20 protein-coding genes and 1 pseudogene are annotated in these 17894 nt (G+C 37.4%); 12 read left to right on the top strand and 9 right to left on the bottom strand.

Going from position 1 to position 17894, the window contains the following annotated elements:
- Positions 1-237, bottom strand: a complete 237-nt coding sequence (locus FS458_RS14575) for a hypothetical protein (RefSeq protein ID WP_144701723.1) — start codon at positions 235-237, stop codon at positions 1-3.
- Between the two features lie 83 nt (positions 238-320).
- Between FS458_RS14575 and FS458_RS14570 the strand changes: the two genes are divergently transcribed.
- Positions 321-653, top strand: a complete 333-nt coding sequence (locus tag FS458_RS14570) for a hypothetical protein (protein ID WP_144701720.1) — start codon at positions 321-323, stop codon at positions 651-653.
- 491 nt (positions 654-1144) lie between these two features.
- Here the strand turns inward: FS458_RS14570 and FS458_RS14565 are convergent, their stop codons facing one another.
- Entirely contained in the window at positions 1145-1711 is a 567-nt protein-coding gene (locus FS458_RS14565) for an MEDS domain-containing protein (protein WP_313957539.1), read from the bottom strand.
- Between the two features lie 237 nt (positions 1712-1948).
- Between FS458_RS14565 and FS458_RS14560 the strand changes: the two genes are divergently transcribed.
- On the top strand, positions 1949-2983 hold the full coding sequence (locus tag FS458_RS14560) for a zinc-binding dehydrogenase (protein ID WP_144701714.1): 1035 nt from the start codon (positions 1949-1951) through the stop codon (positions 2981-2983).
- A 73-nt stretch (positions 2984-3056) separates the two neighbouring features.
- Here FS458_RS14560 and FS458_RS21090 read toward each other — a convergent pair whose 3' ends face one another.
- From FS458_RS21090 to FS458_RS14550, 3 genes are read right to left on the bottom strand one after another with little or no spacing between them, the layout of a single operon-like run.
- Positions 3057-3473 (bottom strand): hypothetical protein, encoded by a 417-nt coding sequence (locus FS458_RS21090; RefSeq protein WP_260858659.1) that lies wholly within the window; start codon positions 3471-3473, stop codon positions 3057-3059.
- Positions 3448-4290, bottom strand: coding sequence for an MFS transporter (locus FS458_RS14555; protein WP_260858657.1), 843 nt, complete (start codon positions 4288-4290; stop codon positions 3448-3450). Before FS458_RS14555 ends, FS458_RS21090 begins: the two co-directional genes overlap by 26 nt.
- On the bottom strand, positions 4280-5332 hold the full coding sequence (locus FS458_RS14550) for an ArsR/SmtB family transcription factor (RefSeq protein WP_144701711.1): 1053 nt from the start codon (positions 5330-5332) through the stop codon (positions 4280-4282). Before FS458_RS14550 ends, FS458_RS14555 begins: the two co-directional genes overlap by 11 nt.
- 172 nt (positions 5333-5504) lie before the next feature.
- Between FS458_RS14550 and FS458_RS14545 the strand changes: the two genes are divergently transcribed.
- Both FS458_RS14545 and FS458_RS14540 read left to right on the top strand, forming a co-directional pair.
- Positions 5505-6059 (top strand): GNAT family N-acetyltransferase, encoded by a 555-nt coding sequence (locus FS458_RS14545; protein ID WP_137790133.1) that lies wholly within the window; start codon positions 5505-5507, stop codon positions 6057-6059.
- Positions 6060-6245: 186 nt separating this feature from the next.
- A pseudogene (locus FS458_RS14540) lies at positions 6246-7194 on the top strand (LLM class oxidoreductase).
- Between the two features lie 61 nt (positions 7195-7255).
- Here FS458_RS14540 and FS458_RS14535 read toward each other — a convergent pair.
- Together FS458_RS14535 and FS458_RS14530 are read right to left on the bottom strand one after the other, a co-directional pair.
- Entirely contained in the window at positions 7256-7906 is a 651-nt protein-coding gene (locus FS458_RS14535; protein ID WP_144701708.1) for a FusB/FusC family EF-G-binding protein, read from the bottom strand.
- A 272-nt stretch (positions 7907-8178) separates the two neighbouring features.
- The gene (locus tag FS458_RS14530) at positions 8179-9054 is read right to left on the bottom strand and encodes a TetR/AcrR family transcriptional regulator (protein ID WP_137790130.1); all 876 of its coding nucleotides are present in this window, start codon (positions 9052-9054) and stop codon (positions 8179-8181) included.
- A 156-nt stretch (positions 9055-9210) separates the two neighbouring features.
- Between FS458_RS14530 and FS458_RS14525 the strand changes: the two genes are divergently transcribed.
- Both FS458_RS14525 and FS458_RS14520 read left to right on the top strand, forming a co-directional pair.
- Positions 9211-10731, top strand: a complete 1521-nt coding sequence (locus tag FS458_RS14525) for a DHA2 family efflux MFS transporter permease subunit (RefSeq protein WP_144701705.1) — start codon at positions 9211-9213, stop codon at positions 10729-10731.
- Positions 10732-11147: 416 nt separating this feature from the next.
- Positions 11148-12617 (top strand): aldehyde dehydrogenase family protein, encoded by a 1470-nt coding sequence (locus tag FS458_RS14520; protein ID WP_144703652.1) that lies wholly within the window; start codon positions 11148-11150, stop codon positions 12615-12617.
- 59 nt (positions 12618-12676) lie between these two features.
- Here the strand turns inward: FS458_RS14520 and FS458_RS21285 are convergent, their stop codons facing one another.
- Together FS458_RS21285 and FS458_RS14510 are read right to left on the bottom strand one after the other, a co-directional pair.
- Positions 12677-12871: a diguanylate cyclase domain-containing protein gene (locus tag FS458_RS21285; protein ID WP_391503409.1), complete on the bottom strand. Its 195-nt coding sequence runs from the start codon at positions 12869-12871 to the stop codon at positions 12677-12679.
- 25 nt (positions 12872-12896) lie between these two features.
- Entirely contained in the window at positions 12897-14291 is a 1395-nt protein-coding gene (locus tag FS458_RS14510; protein WP_144701702.1) for a sensor domain-containing diguanylate cyclase, read from the bottom strand.
- 184 nt (positions 14292-14475) lie between these two features.
- Between FS458_RS14510 and FS458_RS14505 the strand changes: the two genes are divergently transcribed.
- From FS458_RS14505 to FS458_RS14480, 6 genes are all read left to right on the top strand, one after another.
- Positions 14476-14964 carry a DinB family protein gene (locus tag FS458_RS14505; RefSeq protein WP_186320567.1) on the top strand — a complete coding sequence of 163 codons (489 nt, stop codon included), beginning with the start codon at positions 14476-14478 and terminating at the stop codon, positions 14962-14964.
- Between the two features lie 139 nt (positions 14965-15103).
- A complete protein-coding gene (locus FS458_RS14500) occupies positions 15104-15868 on the top strand; it encodes an SDR family NAD(P)-dependent oxidoreductase (RefSeq protein WP_144701696.1) in 765 nt (254 codons plus the stop codon).
- Positions 15869-16085: 217 nt separating this feature from the next.
- On the top strand, positions 16086-16550 hold the full coding sequence (locus FS458_RS14495; protein WP_144701693.1) for a GNAT family N-acetyltransferase: 465 nt from the start codon (positions 16086-16088) through the stop codon (positions 16548-16550).
- Positions 16551-16688: 138 nt separating this feature from the next.
- Positions 16689-17183 (top strand): hypothetical protein, encoded by a 495-nt coding sequence (locus tag FS458_RS14490; RefSeq protein WP_144701690.1) that lies wholly within the window; start codon positions 16689-16691, stop codon positions 17181-17183.
- Between the two features lie 12 nt (positions 17184-17195).
- Entirely contained in the window at positions 17196-17465 is a 270-nt protein-coding gene (locus tag FS458_RS14485) for a hypothetical protein (protein WP_144701687.1), read from the top strand.
- Positions 17466-17554: 89 nt separating this feature from the next.
- Positions 17555-17806 (top strand): hypothetical protein, encoded by a 252-nt coding sequence (locus FS458_RS14480; protein WP_144701684.1) that lies wholly within the window; start codon positions 17555-17557, stop codon positions 17804-17806.
- Positions 17807-17894: the final 88 nt, after the last annotated feature.

Raw genomic sequence — 17894 nt, 5'->3', positions numbered from 1 at the left:
TCATCTTTTATTTTTTCTTTCAATCCATGAAATCGTTAAGTATACGATAAGAGAAGCTACTATAATGAAGGCTGCAGTGTTAGAAAAATAATTAAAATCTAATTCATGAACTATTTTAGATTCTTCACCATAATAGTTTAGAAATTCCATTGTTTGGTTCTCATAGTCTAATAGAAAATAAGAAAAAACACTTCCGATAATTACTCCAAGAATTAGTGAGAGCAATGTTTTATTCATACAAGGATCGACCCCCATTCACATGATTGTTAACGAGTAACATATATATTAATATACCATTATATTCCATTTAGGAGGAGCTTATGAATGCAGGTGCCGTGTTCGGGATCGTATTGACTCTAAGTCTTTTTGTGTTTAACTATTTTCCTTATACTTTGAGGGAAAAGTACAGAATACCTTATTGGGTTTCAGGTATCATCATTTGTTTTTTAGGACCGTTGGTTGCAATGTGGGTAGGCTCATATTTAGGAGAGGAGGCTCATCGCGAAGGAAGTGATGGGTTCGGAGCAGGACTTGCAGGAGCAATTATAGCTCTAGTCCTTATTGGAAACGGTGCTCTCTATATTATAGGGAGTGTGGTTTCTGGAATAGAGCGATATGTTACGCGACAAAAGAAAGACAAGACGCATAGCTAGTGGAAACGAGATAAACGAGCTTCACTCAATAGCTGCTCGTTAAGTAAAAGGAAAGTATACAAATAAGGAGTCTGAAAAAATGAAAGTCCTCATTTCAACTATTCTATTTGGATTACTGTTCGGTCTAATTGTCGGAAGTTATTATAATCAAGAGGGCATTTGTATACTACTAGGTGCAATTCTCGGTGTGTTGATTGCAATATGCATACAACTATATAGTATTCAAAAGGTTTATTTATCAAAAAAGGTACATTGATCATGTAGAACAAATTTTAGGAGTACAAAAAAGCTATGAAAAGATTTTAAAAGGAGTCGTGAGGTTTCGGAGCGAGGTACACACATTCACATGATGAACGAAGAATTCAATATGAAATGTTCATGCATTCCACACATTAGCACTTTGATTATGTTGTGAAGAATTCAAATAAAGAGTATGTGCTGGAAAAGAGTGATGGCAAATTATAAGTTGAAAACACTGCATATGCAGTGTTTTATTTAATGTTATCATTCAAAATATATTGATCTGATATATTGAATTCCTCGTCGATAAGAATATAAGGATGTGTTTTCAATAAGCTTGTCTGAAGATGTTCTGGCATCCTTTCACCTTCATATGCACAAATGAGCGGGAATGCGAGTTCATTTACGGCACCATCTACGATTTTCTCAAGATTCTCAATCAGATGGAACGGATCTTCCATCGTGCCCCATTCCACATGTGCCCATGAGCGAAAAGAGTGGTTATTATCTACATAAGGCTGAACTGTTTTGAAGAAGTAATCAATAATTGCAGGCGGATGATAACTGCCGCTTGAATAGTAAAAATCGAAGTTATTTACATGATGAACAAGCTTCATGTGTTCTGGAGTTAAGCGAGTGGTGAGCTCTTTATGAACCATTCGATAAATTCGTTCGTTTTCAATAACTACAACGTACTCTCCTAAAGAGGTACCTTCTTGTATATAACTAACAATTTGTTCTATATAATTTTTCATTTCATTGTAAGAATAAAGAACATGAACACTTCTTTTTTGTTTAAATAACTCGTTCATACTCATTTTCAAATTATCACAACTCTCGGGTATGTATTTCTATTAGTTTACTAGTTTTACAGGATAAAAGCTAAGGGAAGTATTGTAAAAGCTAAAGTTATTTAAATTAAGAAGTTGAGGTGACGGTTTTATCACTTTATTTTTGGGCTACTATAAGAGATGTAGCGATAAGACATTAACTAATTATAATGAATGCAGTATGTAGCTCAAAGACAAAATATGGATTTATAAGGGATTGATTCTATGAAAGCCGTTCAAGTGACAGGTTATGGTGATATAAATAAATTAGAAGTTGTTGATATCAACATACCGGAGCCAGGAGAAAATGAAGTTTTAATTCAGGTGAAGGCATGTGGTATCAATAATACGGAAATTTGGATGAGAGAAGGAGCATACGGTACAGGTTCTAAATCAGGTTGGCGACCAGAAGGGGTTCAATTTCCGAGAATACCAGGCTCAGATATTACAGGTACAGTTGTGAAAACAGGGAAACAAGTTGCATCTTCTATGATAGGAAAGGACGTTGTTTTGTTTCCTTTTACATCAAGTGGAGAAGAAGGATACGAACATATCTCTGATGATATGTCATTTATAGGGTCTGAGTATGACGGAGGGTATGCTGAATATGTAGTATGGCCAGCACATCTTTGCTTTGATATGCCTTTACAGAGTTTCACAGAAAGTGCCGTTTTCTCCGTAAGTGGTTTAACTGCGTGGCACATGGTCGAACAGATTCAGGTTCAACCGAATGAAACCGTCCTAGTAACGGGTGCCAACGGTGGTGTAGGCTCACTGAATGTACAGATTGCTGCAAATGTTTTTGGAGCTAAAGTAATTGCAGTGGTAGGCGACCTTACGTTAGAGGAAAAACTAAAAGAACTCGGGGCAACACATGTTGTCTCATATAAATCGAAGGACCTTGCGCATGAAATCCAACAAATCAACGGGGGTCCGATTGACTCTGTTTTAGATGTGGTTGGAGACGCGTTGTTTTCTACTTCTCTCCAAGTATTAAAAAACGGAGGCAAGTTCTGTACTTCAGGATCTGCCGGCGGACAAAAAACAGAGCTTGATTTTAGAACTTTATATTTAAAACACATAACACTATACGGTTCTGTTTTAGGAACAAAGGCAGAATTTGCTCGAATGTTAGATGCAATTTCTCAAGGTAAAATTAAACCCGTTATAGATCGAACGTTTCCTCTTCATGAAGCAAGAGAAGCTCAAACATATTTCAAGAAAGCAGGAAAGTTAGGGAAAATTGTATTAATTCCTTAGTAAATATTTAGTTTAAAATAAAAGAAATGGCTACCAAATTAGGACTCTCTAGTTTTGGTCGCCATTTTTTCATTTAACTTGAGATTTTAACTCGATCTTTCAAATCATGATCTTTATTTTGAATCAAGGTACAGATTAAGTAATACATTCCTGGCACTGCAATTATCACACCGATAAAAAAGTATGTCATACGAGTACTTATGCCTAAGTAACTGTTAGAAGCGAATAAGATTCCGAGTGGCATGGTGATCCGAAGAAAAAGTAACCTCACTGCGCTTAATTGTGATAATCGATCTCGAGGAGCATTTCGTTGAAAAAGAGCAGAGCTTTGGGCATTGAACATCGGAAATAAGAGTCCTCCTAAGAATTCGCATCCCCAAGCGATATAAACAGAAGGAGCGAAGTACAATGCGATAAAAGACAACCCACCTCCAACAAGGCCAACATACATGGTTTTGTTGTTCTTAGGTAGCTTTGTAAGAAGCAGCATGCCAAGCGCATATCCAAATCGGAAACATTCCCGCAAAAATCGCATATTCCCAAGCTTCCCCGGTCAAATCTTCTCTAATAAAAGGCACGTTTATTACCAAAGTGGCTCCTACTGCAAATTGTACAGATGATGATAACAGAGTTAGTCTAAGTAGCTGTGGAAATTGAAGGAAAGTACGATACCCAATTTTTGTTTCTTCCCACCAGAACTTTTTTGACCATGTCGCTACTCTTTTTTTGCTTACATGAGGAATTTGAGAAAGCGATATGGAGCTCAGTAAAAACATAAGGCTAGATAACCCGTAAATGGTATACAGAGGACTGACTAAAAGAAGTAACGATGTAACACCTGGTGCGATAAAACTCATGAGGCGTATGGTTCCATCGAGTAAGCTGTTGGCAGAAACTAATTCTTTTTCTTCACAAAGATCTGGTAATAAAGCAAAAGAAAGACTAGCGTATATCGGTTGCAATAGACCCAATACACATTGCAGAATCACTAATCCAGCGATCGTACCTATTTCTGAACCGCTTATGTATCCGATCAAAGGCAGAATATAAGCAACAGAACGGAATCGTTGAATATTTAAAAGCATTTTTTCTTTAATAACGTGGTTTAGGAATGGAGCGCTGATACCTTGCAGAATTAAGGATGGAATAAAATAAAGAAGCCAAAGTGCTCCCATCCACTCTTTAGACCCTGTTATCTCATACAGAAGAAGGCCATTTATGATTCCACCGGCAGCGCCTCCAAATTCGGAAATGATCTCGCCTATCCAGAGGGCTTTAAATGGTCTAGATAAATAGTTATTCTTCATTTGTGTCTTCTCCCAAATAGTGTTGAAGTTGGTTGGAGAACGAACGAATATAGTGTGTATTAGCGGAATATATACCCTTTTCAACCTTAACAAATTTAGCAGCTTTTAAAAGTGATAGCTGGTGGTGCAGGGTGGTTTTTGATACGTTAAACTGTGTGGTTAATTCTTGAAGAGAGAGTGGTCCTCTCATTAGTTGATACAATAATTTTAATCGAAGATCGTCACCTAGTGCCTTATGACCCCGTACAAGCTCATTTGTAGGAGAACCTGGCTCTAATAACGCTTCATCACTCAATGGATAAAAGATGAGCTTTGTATCTGATGTTTTTTGTTCAAGTATCCATGGTCTATAAGAGACATGTGGAATTAGTTTTATGTTCCAAACAGAAGGTTCTGGAACATATTTTGCTCCTCTTGTAATACGTTCAATTTCTTCTGATGGTTTTTGGTGATCAAGAAGACCATGCTGTTTCTTTTCAAATGAGAGAGCTTGCATCCATTTTTCCCAATCCGTATTTTTACTTTGCCAGTTATACCATTCCGAAAGTGTTTCAGTTAGTAAGGAGTGCAGTTCATCACGGTTCATATGCTCAAGTGTTCGTACATATCCCTCCAAAAAGTCGTGTTCTTTAAATAGAGATGCGTATTGATCAAAGGCATTAGATTGTTCATAACTTTTTGCGGCCTCATTTCTGTGCGACTCACATGAACGATTTTTGTAAGGTAAAAGCGTTTCATAAAAAATGTCAGATGGTAACTCAGAAACTTTTAATGAAAATTCTGTAATCGTAGAAGCTGAAATTTTGTTCTGCAGCATAATCATGCCATACCACAAGTTTGTTTGTTGTATGGTTTCTAAATTCTTTCTTAAAGACGCTGACATTAGAGACTCTTGCTGTGTCCACTGCTCATCCTGTTCAAACGTGTGACGCAATTTTTCGTATGTATAACCTGCAATTCCTAGAGTTAGTTCCCATACCATTGAACTCTCAATCGATAGGGATACAGTTTCATGAGAATGAGGAGAATGGATATTTTTCATTTCTACCTCCAAAAAGTAATGAATTCTATTTTTTATTCTAATTCAATAAAAAATAAAATTCAACATATTTAGAATTTATAATTCGAAATGAATTGAATTTTTTAAAAATCAATAATAACCTCTATTTTCCGTACCTATGTGCTAAAATTAGGAAAAAAAGGGGTCAAAGGTCATGTTTGTTTATAAAATTGACGAGGAGCTATCTCTTCGTATGTTTAATGAAAAAGATGCTACAGAGTTCTTCCAACTAACGATTCAATCTAAAGAGTATCTAAAGGAATGGCTAGGCTGGTTAGACTATACGAATGAAGAAGAAGATTCCCTTGCTTTCATAAAAGCGACCTTAAAAGGGGTAATTGAAACAGGGGGTTATCCAAAGACAACAGCAATTATCTATAAAGGAAACATTGCTGGAATTATCGGGTTTAACGAAATAAATAGGTTACATAAGATCGGTGTTATGGGATATTGGCTCGGTCAACAGTTTCAAGGAAAAGGAATTATGATGAGAGCGTGTAAAGCATATATTGCATATGGCTTTAATGAACTCGATCTTAATCGAATTGAAATACGAGTAGCTGAAGAAAATAAAAAAAGCCGTGCGATTCCTGAGAAGCTAGGATTTCAGGAAGAAGGCAAGATTCGCCAAGCAGAATGGCTTTATGATCATTATGTTGATCATGTGATATATGGTCTATTAGCTGAAGAATGGAAACAAAATAACTAGGATGTTTAGGTAAGCTGACAGGAAAAGGTTTTACAGACCTTTTTGCTGTCGGCTTTTTTTGATATTACGTAATTGTTACTTGAAAGTGCCTATCGTACTTCAAAGTGCGTACTTTTATTTTTTGGTAAAGAGCGTATGATTTTAAATCATAAAGGAATCTTTTCTCATAGGAGGGCACGACCAACAATGAATCCATTCAAATATCATCGTTCTTACAATCGAATGTATAGTGAGGGTGAATTAACACTTGGACTACACATCCCTCTTGAAAATTATAGATTTGCTACTCCGACGATGGAACAGCAAGTTGAATTGTCGCAGTTAGCTGAAAAATTAGGTTTCACAAGTTTATGGTTTCGTGATGTTCTGTTGGAAGATCCGAATTTTGGAGATCCAGCGGTAGGTCAGATTTACGATATGATGATCTATATGACATATTTAGCAAGTCAGACGAAGGAAATTGCACTAGGAACAGCAGCTGCTGTACTACCATTAAGGCATCCGTTGCGTGTTGCTAAAGAAATCGCAACTCTGGATCAATTGTTCCCAGAACGTGTGTTGCTTGGCGTATCATCAGGTGATAGACGTGCAGATTTCTCTGCTTTAGGTGTCTCGCACGAAACACGAGGGCAAGCGTTTGTGGAGGCTTTTCAATATCTTAACCAGGTCCTTTATAACGAATACCCAGAAATCCATTCATCCCGGGGAGCCTTGCAGGGAGCTAATCTTGTACCTAAGCCAACAAAACGAATTCCGACATTTATTACAGGCTATGCACAACAGGAAATGGAGTGGTTTGCAGAGCATGGAGATGGGTGGATGTACTATCCTCGCAGCCCTAAGTATCAAGAAGTAACAATAAAAAGGTGGAGAGAGTTAGTTGAGCGCTATCAACCTAATACGTTCAAACCATTCACTCAGCCCATGCACCTTGATCTAGCAGAAGATCCTAACGAAGCTCCACAACCGATTCGTTTAGGATTTAGAATCGGCCGCAATCCATTGATCGAGCTGTTGCAAGTGTATAAAGAATCTGGAGTAAACCACTTGTTCTTTGCACTCTTCGATAGCTAAAGAAGTTATACAAGAACTAGGTGAAGAAGTGATACCGCATTTTCCAGCTTTAAAACTTTAAAACTTTAAAAAGGTAACAAAAAAGCCAAGCTAGCTGCTAGACGCAGAAGCTTGGCTTTTCTTTAGTATAGAACGTCTTGAAGAAACTTTTCTAAAGAGTCAACATTTGAAATTCTTTTATTGCACTCATGACTGTCCGTACAAATGTAATTTCCGATCGCTTTATAATAGTCGGAAGAAGCGTTTGCTGGTTTAGATTTTGTTATCGCTGAGAATAATGCAACATCTGTAATTCCGTTACACAAAAAACAGATACCTTTGTTTGAAGGTGTATATCTACCTTGCACACCAACTAGCTTACCGTCTAAGTGATACACGATAAACATTTTATTCGTACCAATATCAACCCAGCCAAGATAACTGATCTTTTGAAAATCAATCGTATTTAAATCAGGTACTTTCAGCTTCTTCACTTTCGGAAACAATTTAATGATCTGCTTATTAGTAGTGGTTGAAAATTCCTCAAGAAATGGTTCTAAGGATTGCAAGTATTTCTGAAACTCTTCTGATTTGCGTAAAGGTTCTAACCCCGCTATTAAATCTTTTTGTGATTCATCCAGCTCAGAAAAGGATTCAAGAATTTTTGATTGAGCGCTGTGTTGAACAGCTTCAATTACTTTTGGATCAGCACCGTTATTACATGCACGCTGTAGTTGTAAAACCTGTTTTTTTATGAGGTTGTACTGATGATTTCTAATGAATGGTTTACTCATTTTGTTCAGCTCCTTATTTTTTGTGAAAAAAGAAAACAAGGTGCAAAGCCATCATTAGAAACGAAGTCATACGCTCGGGCGACTGACGTTACCGATGTCTGCCCATACAAAGAATCGCCCCTAATTGTAGGCTTTGCATGAGCTGCTTATGATTCCGGCAAAATGATTTGCCATTTTTACCGACCTCCATTCACCAATATTATAAGAAGAGTACGTCATTTGTGCAAACATAAAAAGGCTGACCCGATTCTAGACATCGGACAGCCTTTTCTTCAATTCATGTTTCTTAAAAAGTACCATACCAAGTTAGTAAAAGTTTGCGCTTGAGAAGAAATTGGTGATTCTTCAAAACTTTTTTGAAATGGCTTCAATAATGGTTGAAGAACTATTTTACGAATACGCTCACGTTGAAGTTCACTCATGATCGCATCAAAAAGGTCTTGCTGTTCTTCGTTAAACGTATAATCCTGCTGCAGCTGATCAGCAAGTGAAAGAATGTCCTCTATTTTAACTTGTTTTTTATTTGCATTTGTACGAAGTAAATCAATAGCTGAAAGAGGAATGAGAACAGATTCGTTCATCATCATCTTCGGTACGATCAACTCAATATAAGAGAGAAGTGTATCAACGACATGCTCTAATGAGTAAGTTGTATTCGTTATTCGCATCGTAAATAACATATGATGCATCATTCCAAAGAATAGGATAGTGGCTTCAAACACATGCTCCCGCACTTCATCCCCTAAGATCTCGATAAAACGATTAGAAAGCCATTCCATCTCATATAACCGATGCTGCATAACGAGTTTTTTTAAGTCGGCTTCATTGGATGAAAGAATCGCTTCAAAAAGTGGCTGAAGGTTTCTTTCCTGATTCAAACGCATAATGATCACAATTTGTTCGATGAAAACGTCCCGATCACCTGTGTCCCTACCGATCTGAACGGCAATTCGCTGCTGACTGGCATCATACCGTAGAAATTCTAATATGTCTGCGATACAGTCACTCTTTGATGAGAAATAGTTATAGAACGTACCTTTTGAAATATTTGCTTTATCTATGATTTCCTGTATAGATGTCTGCTGGATGCCTTTTTCTATAAAAAGCTTTAATGCGGTGTCAGCGACTTTTCTTTTTCTGTTATTCATGCGTTCCTCCTAAGTCCAACCCTTACGACTAGTATAAATTTCTTCAGTTGGAAACACAACGTTTTTAGACTTAAGGTACAAAAGTATTGATATTTTTATACTCAGGGTATAAACTTAATAAAGTTAAGTAATTATTTTATAAAGAGGAGAAATGACATGGGGAATACAGATTCCACTTTACAACATAAAAAACCGCCCTATTTGATGCTTGCGATCTTGTTCGTTGGAGCGTTCGTAGCTTTTTTAAACAACTCATTGCTGAACGTAGCATTGCCTACCATCATGGTGGATTTAAATGTAAAAGACTATTCGACCGTTCAATGGCTGGTCACCGGCTTCATGCTTGTGAGCGGTGTTTTAATACCAGCTTCAGCGTTTTTAATCACTCGATTTTCTAATCGAATGTTATTTATTACAGCAATGGTCATCTTTACAATCGGTACAGCGCTATCAGCCTTTGCACCTAACTTTGGTGTGTTATTAACAGGACGTATGGTGCAAGCTGTCGGTTCATCTGTAATGGGACCAATCTTAATGAACGTCATGCTCGTTAGTTTTCCACGTGAAAAACGAGGCATTGCGATGGGGATTTTCGGGTTGGTCATGATTACAGCTCCTGCGATCGGACCAACATTGTCAGGGTATATCGTAGAATACTATGACTGGCGTCTTCTTTTTGAAATGATTCTGCCTCTAGCTATCCTAAGCTTACTATTTGCTGTATGGAAGCTTGAGAACGTGATGAAGCAGAACAAAAATGTATCGTTGGATTACCTTTCTCTTGTGTTGTCTAGCATCGGTTTTGGAGGAATCCTATACGGCTGTAGTACAGCAAGTTCAGACGGATGGACAGATACCGTTGTTCTATCAACATTGATTATCGGTGGAATTGCATTGGTTATCTTCATCATGCGACAATTAAAGTTAGATGAACCATTGTTGAACATTCGAGTGTATAAGTATCCAATGTTTGCACTTGCATCCGTTATTGCGATCGTTAATGCGGTTGCCATGTTCTCTGGCATGATTCTTACACCAGCTTACGTGCAAAGCGTTCGAGGAATTTCACCACTTGATTCTGGACTGATGATGCTGCCGGGAGCAATCATTATGGGAATCATGTCACCTATTACTGGTAAACTTTTTGATAAATTTGGACCGCGTGCTTTAGCGGTAGTCGGACTTTCTATCACAGCAGTCTCGACTTATATGCTCGCTCATCTGCAAGCTGATTCGTCTTATTCTTATATCATCATGATCTATTCTATGCGTATGTTTGGATTGTCGATGGTCATGATGCCGATTATGACGAATGGTCTTAATCAGCTTCCAACGAGCCTAAATCCGCACGGTACAGCCGTTAATAATACAGCACAGCAAGTATCCGGTTCGATCGGTACAGCGATACTAGTTACGATTATGAACACTGTTACAAAAACAGAAGCAGAAAGCTTAATGAGCGGAGTAGATCCAGCGACGATTACCGAAGCCTCAACCGCTGCTTTAACACAGCAGGCTCTTCTGTCAGGAATTCAATACTCATTCTTAGTTGCATTCGGAATTAATATCGTTGCTTTAGTGCTAGCCTTTTTCGTCAAACGCGTCGATACAAGTGCTGAAGCAGTAAATAAGATTGAAAAAGAAAACAAAACATCAACTAAATCAGTTACAGCTTAAAATATTTTTATGAAACCGACACTTTGGGTACGAATAATACCCAATCTAGTGTCGGTTTTTCTTTTTCTTTAAGAATTAGGTTCAGAATGTAGTCGCTGAATACAACAGCGCCATTGATCAGTATATGTTCAGGTGGAGGTGTCTTGATCTCAGGTGAAAAGTTCCACTTTATCGGTGAAAGTGAAGTGTTTACCGGTGCTCACAATTAATTCGTAGGTGATTACACTCCATTTATCGGTGAACGTGTAAATATAAAAAACACGTACCGTAAAACACTTAAGAATCACAAATCATGTGTAGTATCTATGAGTAGTTGGGTAAAGTAATAAGCAGATTGATTTACATCGTTTGAAAATAGGAGTAAGGTCTTAACTAATCTTTTGTAAGTAAAAGGAGTGGAATTGAAGATGAATAAAATGAACACCGATTTTTCAAATATATTTATTAACGGCGAATGGAGAAAGGGAAGCAGTGATAGCTTCATGAAAAACACAAATCCATTCACAGATGAAGAGCTTGTTACGATTCAAGCTGCGACGAAAGAAGACTTGGACGAAGCTTATGAAGCGGCAAGAATTGCTCAAGCTGAATGGGCAAATGAACTCCCACAAAACAAGCGAGCTGTTTTAGAAAAAGTAGCTGACGTAATGCAAGAGAATGAAGAGCTTATTATTGATTGGATTATCAAAGAATCAGGAAGCACATATATGAAAGCTAACTCAGAATTTCGAGCTTCTATCAATATCTTAAAAGAATCTACAACATACCCTTATCGAATGGAAGGAAAAATTCTTCCTTCTCAAACAGCTGGCAAGGAAAATAGAGTGTACCGTAATCCGTTAGGTGTAATTGGAATTATTAGTCCTTGGAATTTCCCGTTCCATCTGGCTATTCGATCCATCGCACCTGCCATCGCGACTGGAAATGCTGTTGTTATTAAACCAGCTACTGACACACCGGTAACTGGTGGATTAATCTTTGCGAGTATTTTTGAAGCGGCTGGACTTCCAAAAGGTCTGATTAATGTTATCGTAGGACGTGGCTCAGAAATTGGAGATGAGATCGTCACACATCCAACCCCGCGTCTGATCTCGTTTACAGGTTCTACGGAAGTCGGCAGACACATCGGTGAACTTGCTGGTAAGAACTTAAAGAAATCTGCTCTTGAATTAGGCGGTAATAACGTATTTATCGCGTTAAAAGAAGCAGACATTGATCAAGCCGTAGATTCAGCCTTGTTTGGAAAGTTCTATCACCAAGGGCAAATATGTATGGCAATCAATCGTATCTTTGTTCATCAAGATATTTATGAAGAATTTGCAGAAACCTTTGTTCAACGTGCAAAAAATCTAAAATTTGGTGACCCGTCCAAAAAAGATACGAACGTTGGTCCATTAATCAATAGAGACCAAGTTGATCGAATCTTAAAAGATATTGAAGCGAGTGTTTCACAGGGTGCGAAGATTCGTATTGGTGGAGATGCCGACGGAAATGTTTTAGAACCTACAGTGATAACAGATGTTAATAATGAAATGCCTTTAGCGAAGAATGAAATTTTTGGACCAGTAGCTATTCTTATTCCGTTTGAAAAGGATGAAGACGTTGTTCAGATGGCAAATGCTTATCCGTACGGACTGAGCGGAGCCGTTCACTCTAAAAACATTGAACATGCAACAGACATAGCTCATGACATTCATACAGGTATGATTCACATCAATGACCAATCTGTTAACGATGAACCTCACATGCCATTTGGTGGAGAAAAAGACTCAGGACTTGGTCGATTTAATGGTGAGTGGGTGTTAGAAGAATTCACTACTCTAAAATGGTTATCTGTGCAACGTACTCCAAGAAATTATGGACCTTTCATTAGCCAATTAAAGTAAATAAGTACAAAAAGCATCCGGATGTCTTCATTCGGATGCTTTCTTTATTTGAAGCAATTTTATGATGTTTTTCGAAATGGGTAGAAACTCAACTTATTTTTACCCGTGTTCTTTGAAACGTATAGTGCCTCATCTGCATATTCAAGTATTGTTTGTGGTGAAACGTCCTGAGCTACCCATTCAGCTGATCCCATGCTGCACCCAATTTTTATAGAATGTTCCTGAATAAGAAATGGTCGGTTAAGAGTGTCTATGAGGAAGTGTGAGATCTCGGTTATTTCATTTAAATAATTCTCCTGAATAGGTAGTACAACTACCTAAACGTGCTGCGAAATGTTCCTTCTTTATTAATGAATCAATGATCCGCTTACCTACCTCTATTAATAGCAGATCTCCCGCATGATGTCCGTGTGTATCATTGATTGATTTAAAACCATCCAAATCTATATAGAGCACCCCATAGCTGCCATTAGAAGAATCAAAGCGAACTGAATTCATGTACTCTAAAAGAGCTAACCGATTCGGCATACTTGTCAGAAAGTCCGTATGTGCCATGTTCTCCATCTTGTCTAACTGTTTTTCTGTTTGCTTTAATGATGAGATTAAGCTTCTAAAAGAAGAACTTAGAACTTCTATATCTTTGATTCCGCGTAACAAAGGAATCTCTACAATCTCACCATCTTTCAACTTGTCAGCAGAGATAGCCAAATCAAAAAGAGGACGAGAAACTCTCTTTGTGATAAACCATCCAATAACAGCCATAAGTAGAGAAATCACAATACCGCAGACTAAAATAAATTTTTGAAGATATTGGACGGATGCATAAGCCGCTTGTTCTGATTGACGAATGACAACCGTCCAGCCTAGTCCGGGATAATTCAGATATCCGTCGCCAAATGCATAGCCTGTTACATACTCTTTTCCATCTGGCCAACGCACAAAATTCCACTCGTTATTCTTTCCTTTATTATCGAGATCACTTATCTTGATTTTTTTTCCTAAATCATTTTTATGACCTAGGAGTACTGTGTTTTCTTTACTGATTATGTATACTTCCACATCTTTTTTTTGCTCTTTTATGGGCTTTAGAATCGCGGCTTCCACTTCTTTAGACCACTCCCAGCTGAGATGGGCGGCTAACACACCTTGGAAAACGCCGTTTTTATCTGTTAATGGTGTACTGATATCAACTAATTGTAAAGGTGAACCATCCTTAGTTGGAATCAGTTTGGATAACAAAAGGGCATCATGTACATCACCGATAAAAGGCTGTTCAGTTGCTTTTTGAAAAACGGGACGAGCAGATATATCTTGGTTGATAAGAAGTTTCTTCGTTGAAGCTTGAATGACTCCATTTTGATTCGTTATTCCAACCCAAGAGAAGGAAGGGATTTTATTTTGAAGCTGATCGATCAGAAATTGTGCTTCATTTATTCTTCTCGGGTCTTTCAGAACTTCCTGTTCACTTAAAACTTGAAGTTCCTGGTATCTGGACCACATGAAAGAATCAAGGTTGTGGGATAGTTGAAAAGCTGAAGAAGCTAGGGAATTACCTATTTCTTTTTCTAATAATTCGCTGGATTTATCACTGATAAAGATACTAAGAAATAATGATGTGGTTAGTATGATCAATGAGATGCTCACGGACAGATACGTTTGAATTTTGATAGACATTGAAATGACTCCTATAATAATAAAATTTATTTCAAAAAGAACCAATTGTTATATCGGAAACAATTATAGAAATGATTAGGAATCAATGAAATAAACGATGGGACAAAGTTCTCAAACGAGAATTTTGAAAGCTGATTATGCTACACTACGAGGACAAGTCATATACATTAAAGGTGATGAAGAAATGCTGATTAATGATAAGATACGCCAAGATCTGTTTACAGAAGTTGAAGGATTAAATGACGAGAATCTAAATCGAAAACCTTCAGAGAATGAGTGGTCTATTAAACAAATTGTAGAACATTTATATTTAATGGAAGGCGGTATTGCTAAAAACATTAAACATCAACTTCAAAATGGTAAAGTGGTAAACGCAGACAAGAAGCCGATTGAAGCAACAATTAACAGAGATATTAAAGTCGATGCTCCAGAATTTGCAGTGCCAACTTCAGAATTTGCAACTATTGAAGAGCTTAAAATGAAATTGGCTGCAACTCATCAACTTTTACTAGATATCGAGAATACTGCTGATGAAAAGGACTTAGAAGCAAAAGGCTTTCCACATCCTATTTTCGGTGATATTAGTTTAAAACAATGGATTCCGTTTGTGGCCTATCATGAACAAAGACATATTCTTCAAATTAAAGAAGTGAAAGAAAAGTTAAGTCTCTAAACGAATATAAAACAGACCGTACATTCTTCAATCAGGAGAATGTACTTTTTTATGGAACGAAAGAAATAGGGATAAAAAGAATGAAAGCTTTGGTTTAAGTGCAATACTGATTGAAAGAATGAAAAAAGGAGGACTGAAGATGTTGTTGAAAGACAAAATCGCAGTCGTTTATGGAGCGGGTGGTGCGATAGGTGGTGCTGTTGCACGTGCTTTTGCTGAAGAGGGGGCCTTTGTATTTTTAGCCGGAAGATCGCTTGATTCTCTGCAAATTGTAGCAAATGAGATAACAAATGCTGGAGGCACGGCGAAAGTAACGAAAGTAGATGCTCTTAATCAAAATGAAATAGAAGGGCATCTAAATCGAATCGTAAAGCATGCTGGAAAGATAGATATTTCCTTTAACGCAATAGGAATTCGAGGAGATCTTCAAGGAACGGCACTCACCAAAATGGCACAAGAAGATTTTATGACTCCCATTTTGACCGGTGTCCAAACTCATTTTCTCACAAGTACTGCAGCAGCTAAGCATATGATAAAGCAGAATTCGGGAGTGATCTTAACTCTTTCTGCATCATCTTCATCATTATCAGGCAGAGACCGTACTTATCATTTCACGGGAGGTTTCGCCACAGCATGTGCAGCAATTGAAGGATACACACGTAGCTTAGCCGGTGAGCTCGGTTCAAAAGGCATTCGTGTCGTATCTTTAAGATTAGATGCTATACCAGATACTTGGAAACCAGACTTTCCTGAGGTGAGAGAATATATGGAGGGAGGAACAGTGCTAGGACGCCTTCCAAAGTTAAAAGAAGTCGCTGATATAGCGGTGTTTATTGCTTCTGATCGAGCGAGTGCTATAACAGGTGCGATTATCAATGTAACGTGCGGTTCGATAATGGATTAAATCATTTATTGGAACTTTATGTTAAAATAAACTTTATAAAATGATGAAAGTTAAAGGAGCATATAAGAATGTCTCAAACAAATTGTGTAACATGGTCTCACGAGTAAACAAAGGTGTTTATTCATGAGGTAACTCTTTATTTTATTTAATCAATTTTCTATGAATGAATCTTTGTTTACTTCCTTCTAATTGATCATTACTAGAATGGAGAGATAACATGATACATTTAAAACCATTAACCGAACAAGAATTTCAGGATTATCTGGCATTTATGATTTCAGATTACGCTTGTGAAATCACTAAGAACTTCAACCTAACGTTACAGTCAGCATTAGAAGAATCAGAAATGATGATGTCTGATCTTTGGAAAGATGGCTTGTTAACTGAAGGTCAGTATTTGTACAACATTCAAGATTCCAAAACCTATGAAAAAGTAGGAATTCTCTGGTATGGATTGATGCCGGAGATTAATCAAGCCTATTTGTACCATATTTTCATAGACGACCTTCATAGAAGAAAAGGATACGGGAAGAAAACGTTAGAAATACTTCAAAGTATGTTAAAGCAATCAGGAATAGAGTCTATTGGATTAAGTGTCTTTGGAAAGAATGAAGCTGCTTATCAATTGTATAAGAGGCTAGGTTATAAAAACACGAGAATATCGATGGAATTTGTTCTATAGAACATTATTAAGATAAATTAGGAAGTGGCTTAGGGTGAGATAATCTCTAAGCTTTTTTGTATATTTCGAAAGGACAGCTTACTCCGAAACAGGAATTATATTCCAAAAAGAGAATATAGAAAAGTAAGAGGTGATCGTATGAAGAAAATACTGAGCTTGTTACTTTTAATTATCTTGGCAGCTTGCAGCGATCAAGGAGCTGTCGAGAAGCTTAAGATGAATTATCCGAATGTGAAGAAAGAGATGGAGCGGTTGTCAAAAGATGTGCAACAAAAGATGGCAGCTCCAGAAAAACTTCCTTTTCAGCCAAAAGACGTCCAATTAACATATGCTGCAGAACCGGCGGGAGATCCAAAAGGGGATATCTTACATACCGAATTTATTTATGGCAATGAAAAAGGTTCCGTCCTTCATGTAACCACGTTTCAACATAAAAACGCAAATTTTAATGATGAAGGTGAGAAGAAGACAACAAAATTGAAAGATGGAACTGAGGTTATTATTGAAGCTGAATCATCTGACGTTAAATCCATTCGTTGGAGTAAAGATGATGTATATTATGGGATGATGTTAATGGGTTCTGATTTTAAGATGGAGGATCTGTTGAAATCAGCAAATTCGATGGACTACTAGGAGTGGATTGGTTTGAAAGGAAAATTTAGTTCGATTTCATTACTTGTAAGTGGTTCTACAGTCGCGTTCTTTTTACTGATACAAACCTATGCCATTGCTTTTGGATACTGGCGGTTGATCGTGTGGGGAGGAGTGCTCACTGCTATGTATTTTGCATTTCGATCTCCCAAGAACCTCGGTTTTCGGGGTTTGGCCATAACTGTATCAATCATTCTTGCGGTTCCTCTTTTGCTGATGGAGATGGTCGGATTAGCATGGCGTAACGGTGGATTTGGAAATTAAACCGGGTCTGTAGCTTAAACTCTGATTACCGAAACTTTCCATCTACTAATCCGTAATATTAGTAAGACAAAAAATAGGGGTGGAGAGCAATGATTGAGGTTAGTGTAAAAAAGATAGATAACAACTTTATTATTCGATGGCAGCTATTGAGGGTGGAGATTCCTGCCGATGATATTCTTAATGTAGGTTTAGACGATACATATGGTGGAGACGATAAAGAGGCTATCCGTATCGGTTTCCCGTATGGTATGACAGATCGGGTCTTTATTGAGACAGAAAAACAAAACTATATTTTGTTTACTTCTAATCCATCAGCTATTATGAAAAAACTAAGTGCCTAAGAAATGAAAATAGTTTAGACAGAACTCGGATTGAATTTTTCCGAGTTTTCTTATGATTAATTACTTTTTAATGTGATTAATATACAGA

This window comes from Fictibacillus phosphorivorans, from assembly GCF_007673525.1.
Classification (GTDB): domain Bacteria; phylum Bacillota; class Bacilli; order Bacillales; family Fictibacillaceae; genus Fictibacillus; species Fictibacillus phosphorivorans_C.
Note: the sequence above shows the minus strand (reverse complement) of the source record. Positions and strands in the feature narration are given on the sequence as shown.

What these genes read in the sequence shown, in the direction of transcription:
- FS458_RS14575 (WP_144701723.1), bottom strand. Translation starts at nt 237, where the DNA reads ATGAATAAAACATTGCTCTCACTAATTCTTGGAGTAATTATCGGAAGT.
- FS458_RS14570 (WP_144701720.1), top strand. Translation starts at nt 321, where the DNA reads ATGAATGCAGGTGCCGTGTTCGGGATCGTATTGACTCTAAGTCTTTTT.
- FS458_RS14565 (WP_313957539.1), bottom strand. Translation starts at nt 1,711, where the DNA reads ATGAGTATGAACGAGTTATTTAAACAAAAAAGAAGTGTTCATGTTCTT.
- FS458_RS14560 (WP_144701714.1), top strand. Translation starts at nt 1,949, where the DNA reads ATGAAAGCCGTTCAAGTGACAGGTTATGGTGATATAAATAAATTAGAA.
- FS458_RS21090 (WP_260858659.1), bottom strand. Translation starts at nt 3,473, where the DNA reads ATGCTGCTTCTTACAAAGCTACCTAAGAACAACAAAACCATGTATGTT.
- FS458_RS14555 (WP_260858657.1), bottom strand. Translation starts at nt 4,290, where the DNA reads ATGAAGAATAACTATTTATCTAGACCATTTAAAGCCCTCTGGATAGGC.
- FS458_RS14550 (WP_144701711.1), bottom strand. Translation starts at nt 5,332, where the DNA reads ATGAAAAATATCCATTCTCCTCATTCTCATGAAACTGTATCCCTATCG.
- FS458_RS14545 (WP_137790133.1), top strand. Translation starts at nt 5,505, where the DNA reads ATGTTTGTTTATAAAATTGACGAGGAGCTATCTCTTCGTATGTTTAAT.
- FS458_RS14535 (WP_144701708.1), bottom strand. Translation starts at nt 7,906, where the DNA reads ATGAGTAAACCATTCATTAGAAATCATCAGTACAACCTCATAAAAAAA.
- FS458_RS14530 (WP_137790130.1), bottom strand. Translation starts at nt 9,054, where the DNA reads ATGAATAACAGAAAAAGAAAAGTCGCTGACACCGCATTAAAGCTTTTT.
- FS458_RS14525 (WP_144701705.1), top strand. Translation starts at nt 9,211, where the DNA reads ATGGGGAATACAGATTCCACTTTACAACATAAAAAACCGCCCTATTTG.
- FS458_RS14520 (WP_144703652.1), top strand. Translation starts at nt 11,148, where the DNA reads ATGAACACCGATTTTTCAAATATATTTATTAACGGCGAATGGAGAAAG.
- FS458_RS14510 (WP_144701702.1), bottom strand. Translation starts at nt 14,291, where the DNA reads ATGTCTATCAAAATTCAAACGTATCTGTCCGTGAGCATCTCATTGATC.
- FS458_RS14505 (WP_186320567.1), top strand. Translation starts at nt 14,476, where the DNA reads ATGCTGATTAATGATAAGATACGCCAAGATCTGTTTACAGAAGTTGAA.
- FS458_RS14500 (WP_144701696.1), top strand. Translation starts at nt 15,104, where the DNA reads ATGTTGTTGAAAGACAAAATCGCAGTCGTTTATGGAGCGGGTGGTGCG.
- FS458_RS14495 (WP_144701693.1), top strand. Translation starts at nt 16,086, where the DNA reads ATGATACATTTAAAACCATTAACCGAACAAGAATTTCAGGATTATCTG.
- FS458_RS14490 (WP_144701690.1), top strand. Translation starts at nt 16,689, where the DNA reads ATGAAGAAAATACTGAGCTTGTTACTTTTAATTATCTTGGCAGCTTGC.
- FS458_RS14480 (WP_144701684.1), top strand. Translation starts at nt 17,555, where the DNA reads ATGATTGAGGTTAGTGTAAAAAAGATAGATAACAACTTTATTATTCGA.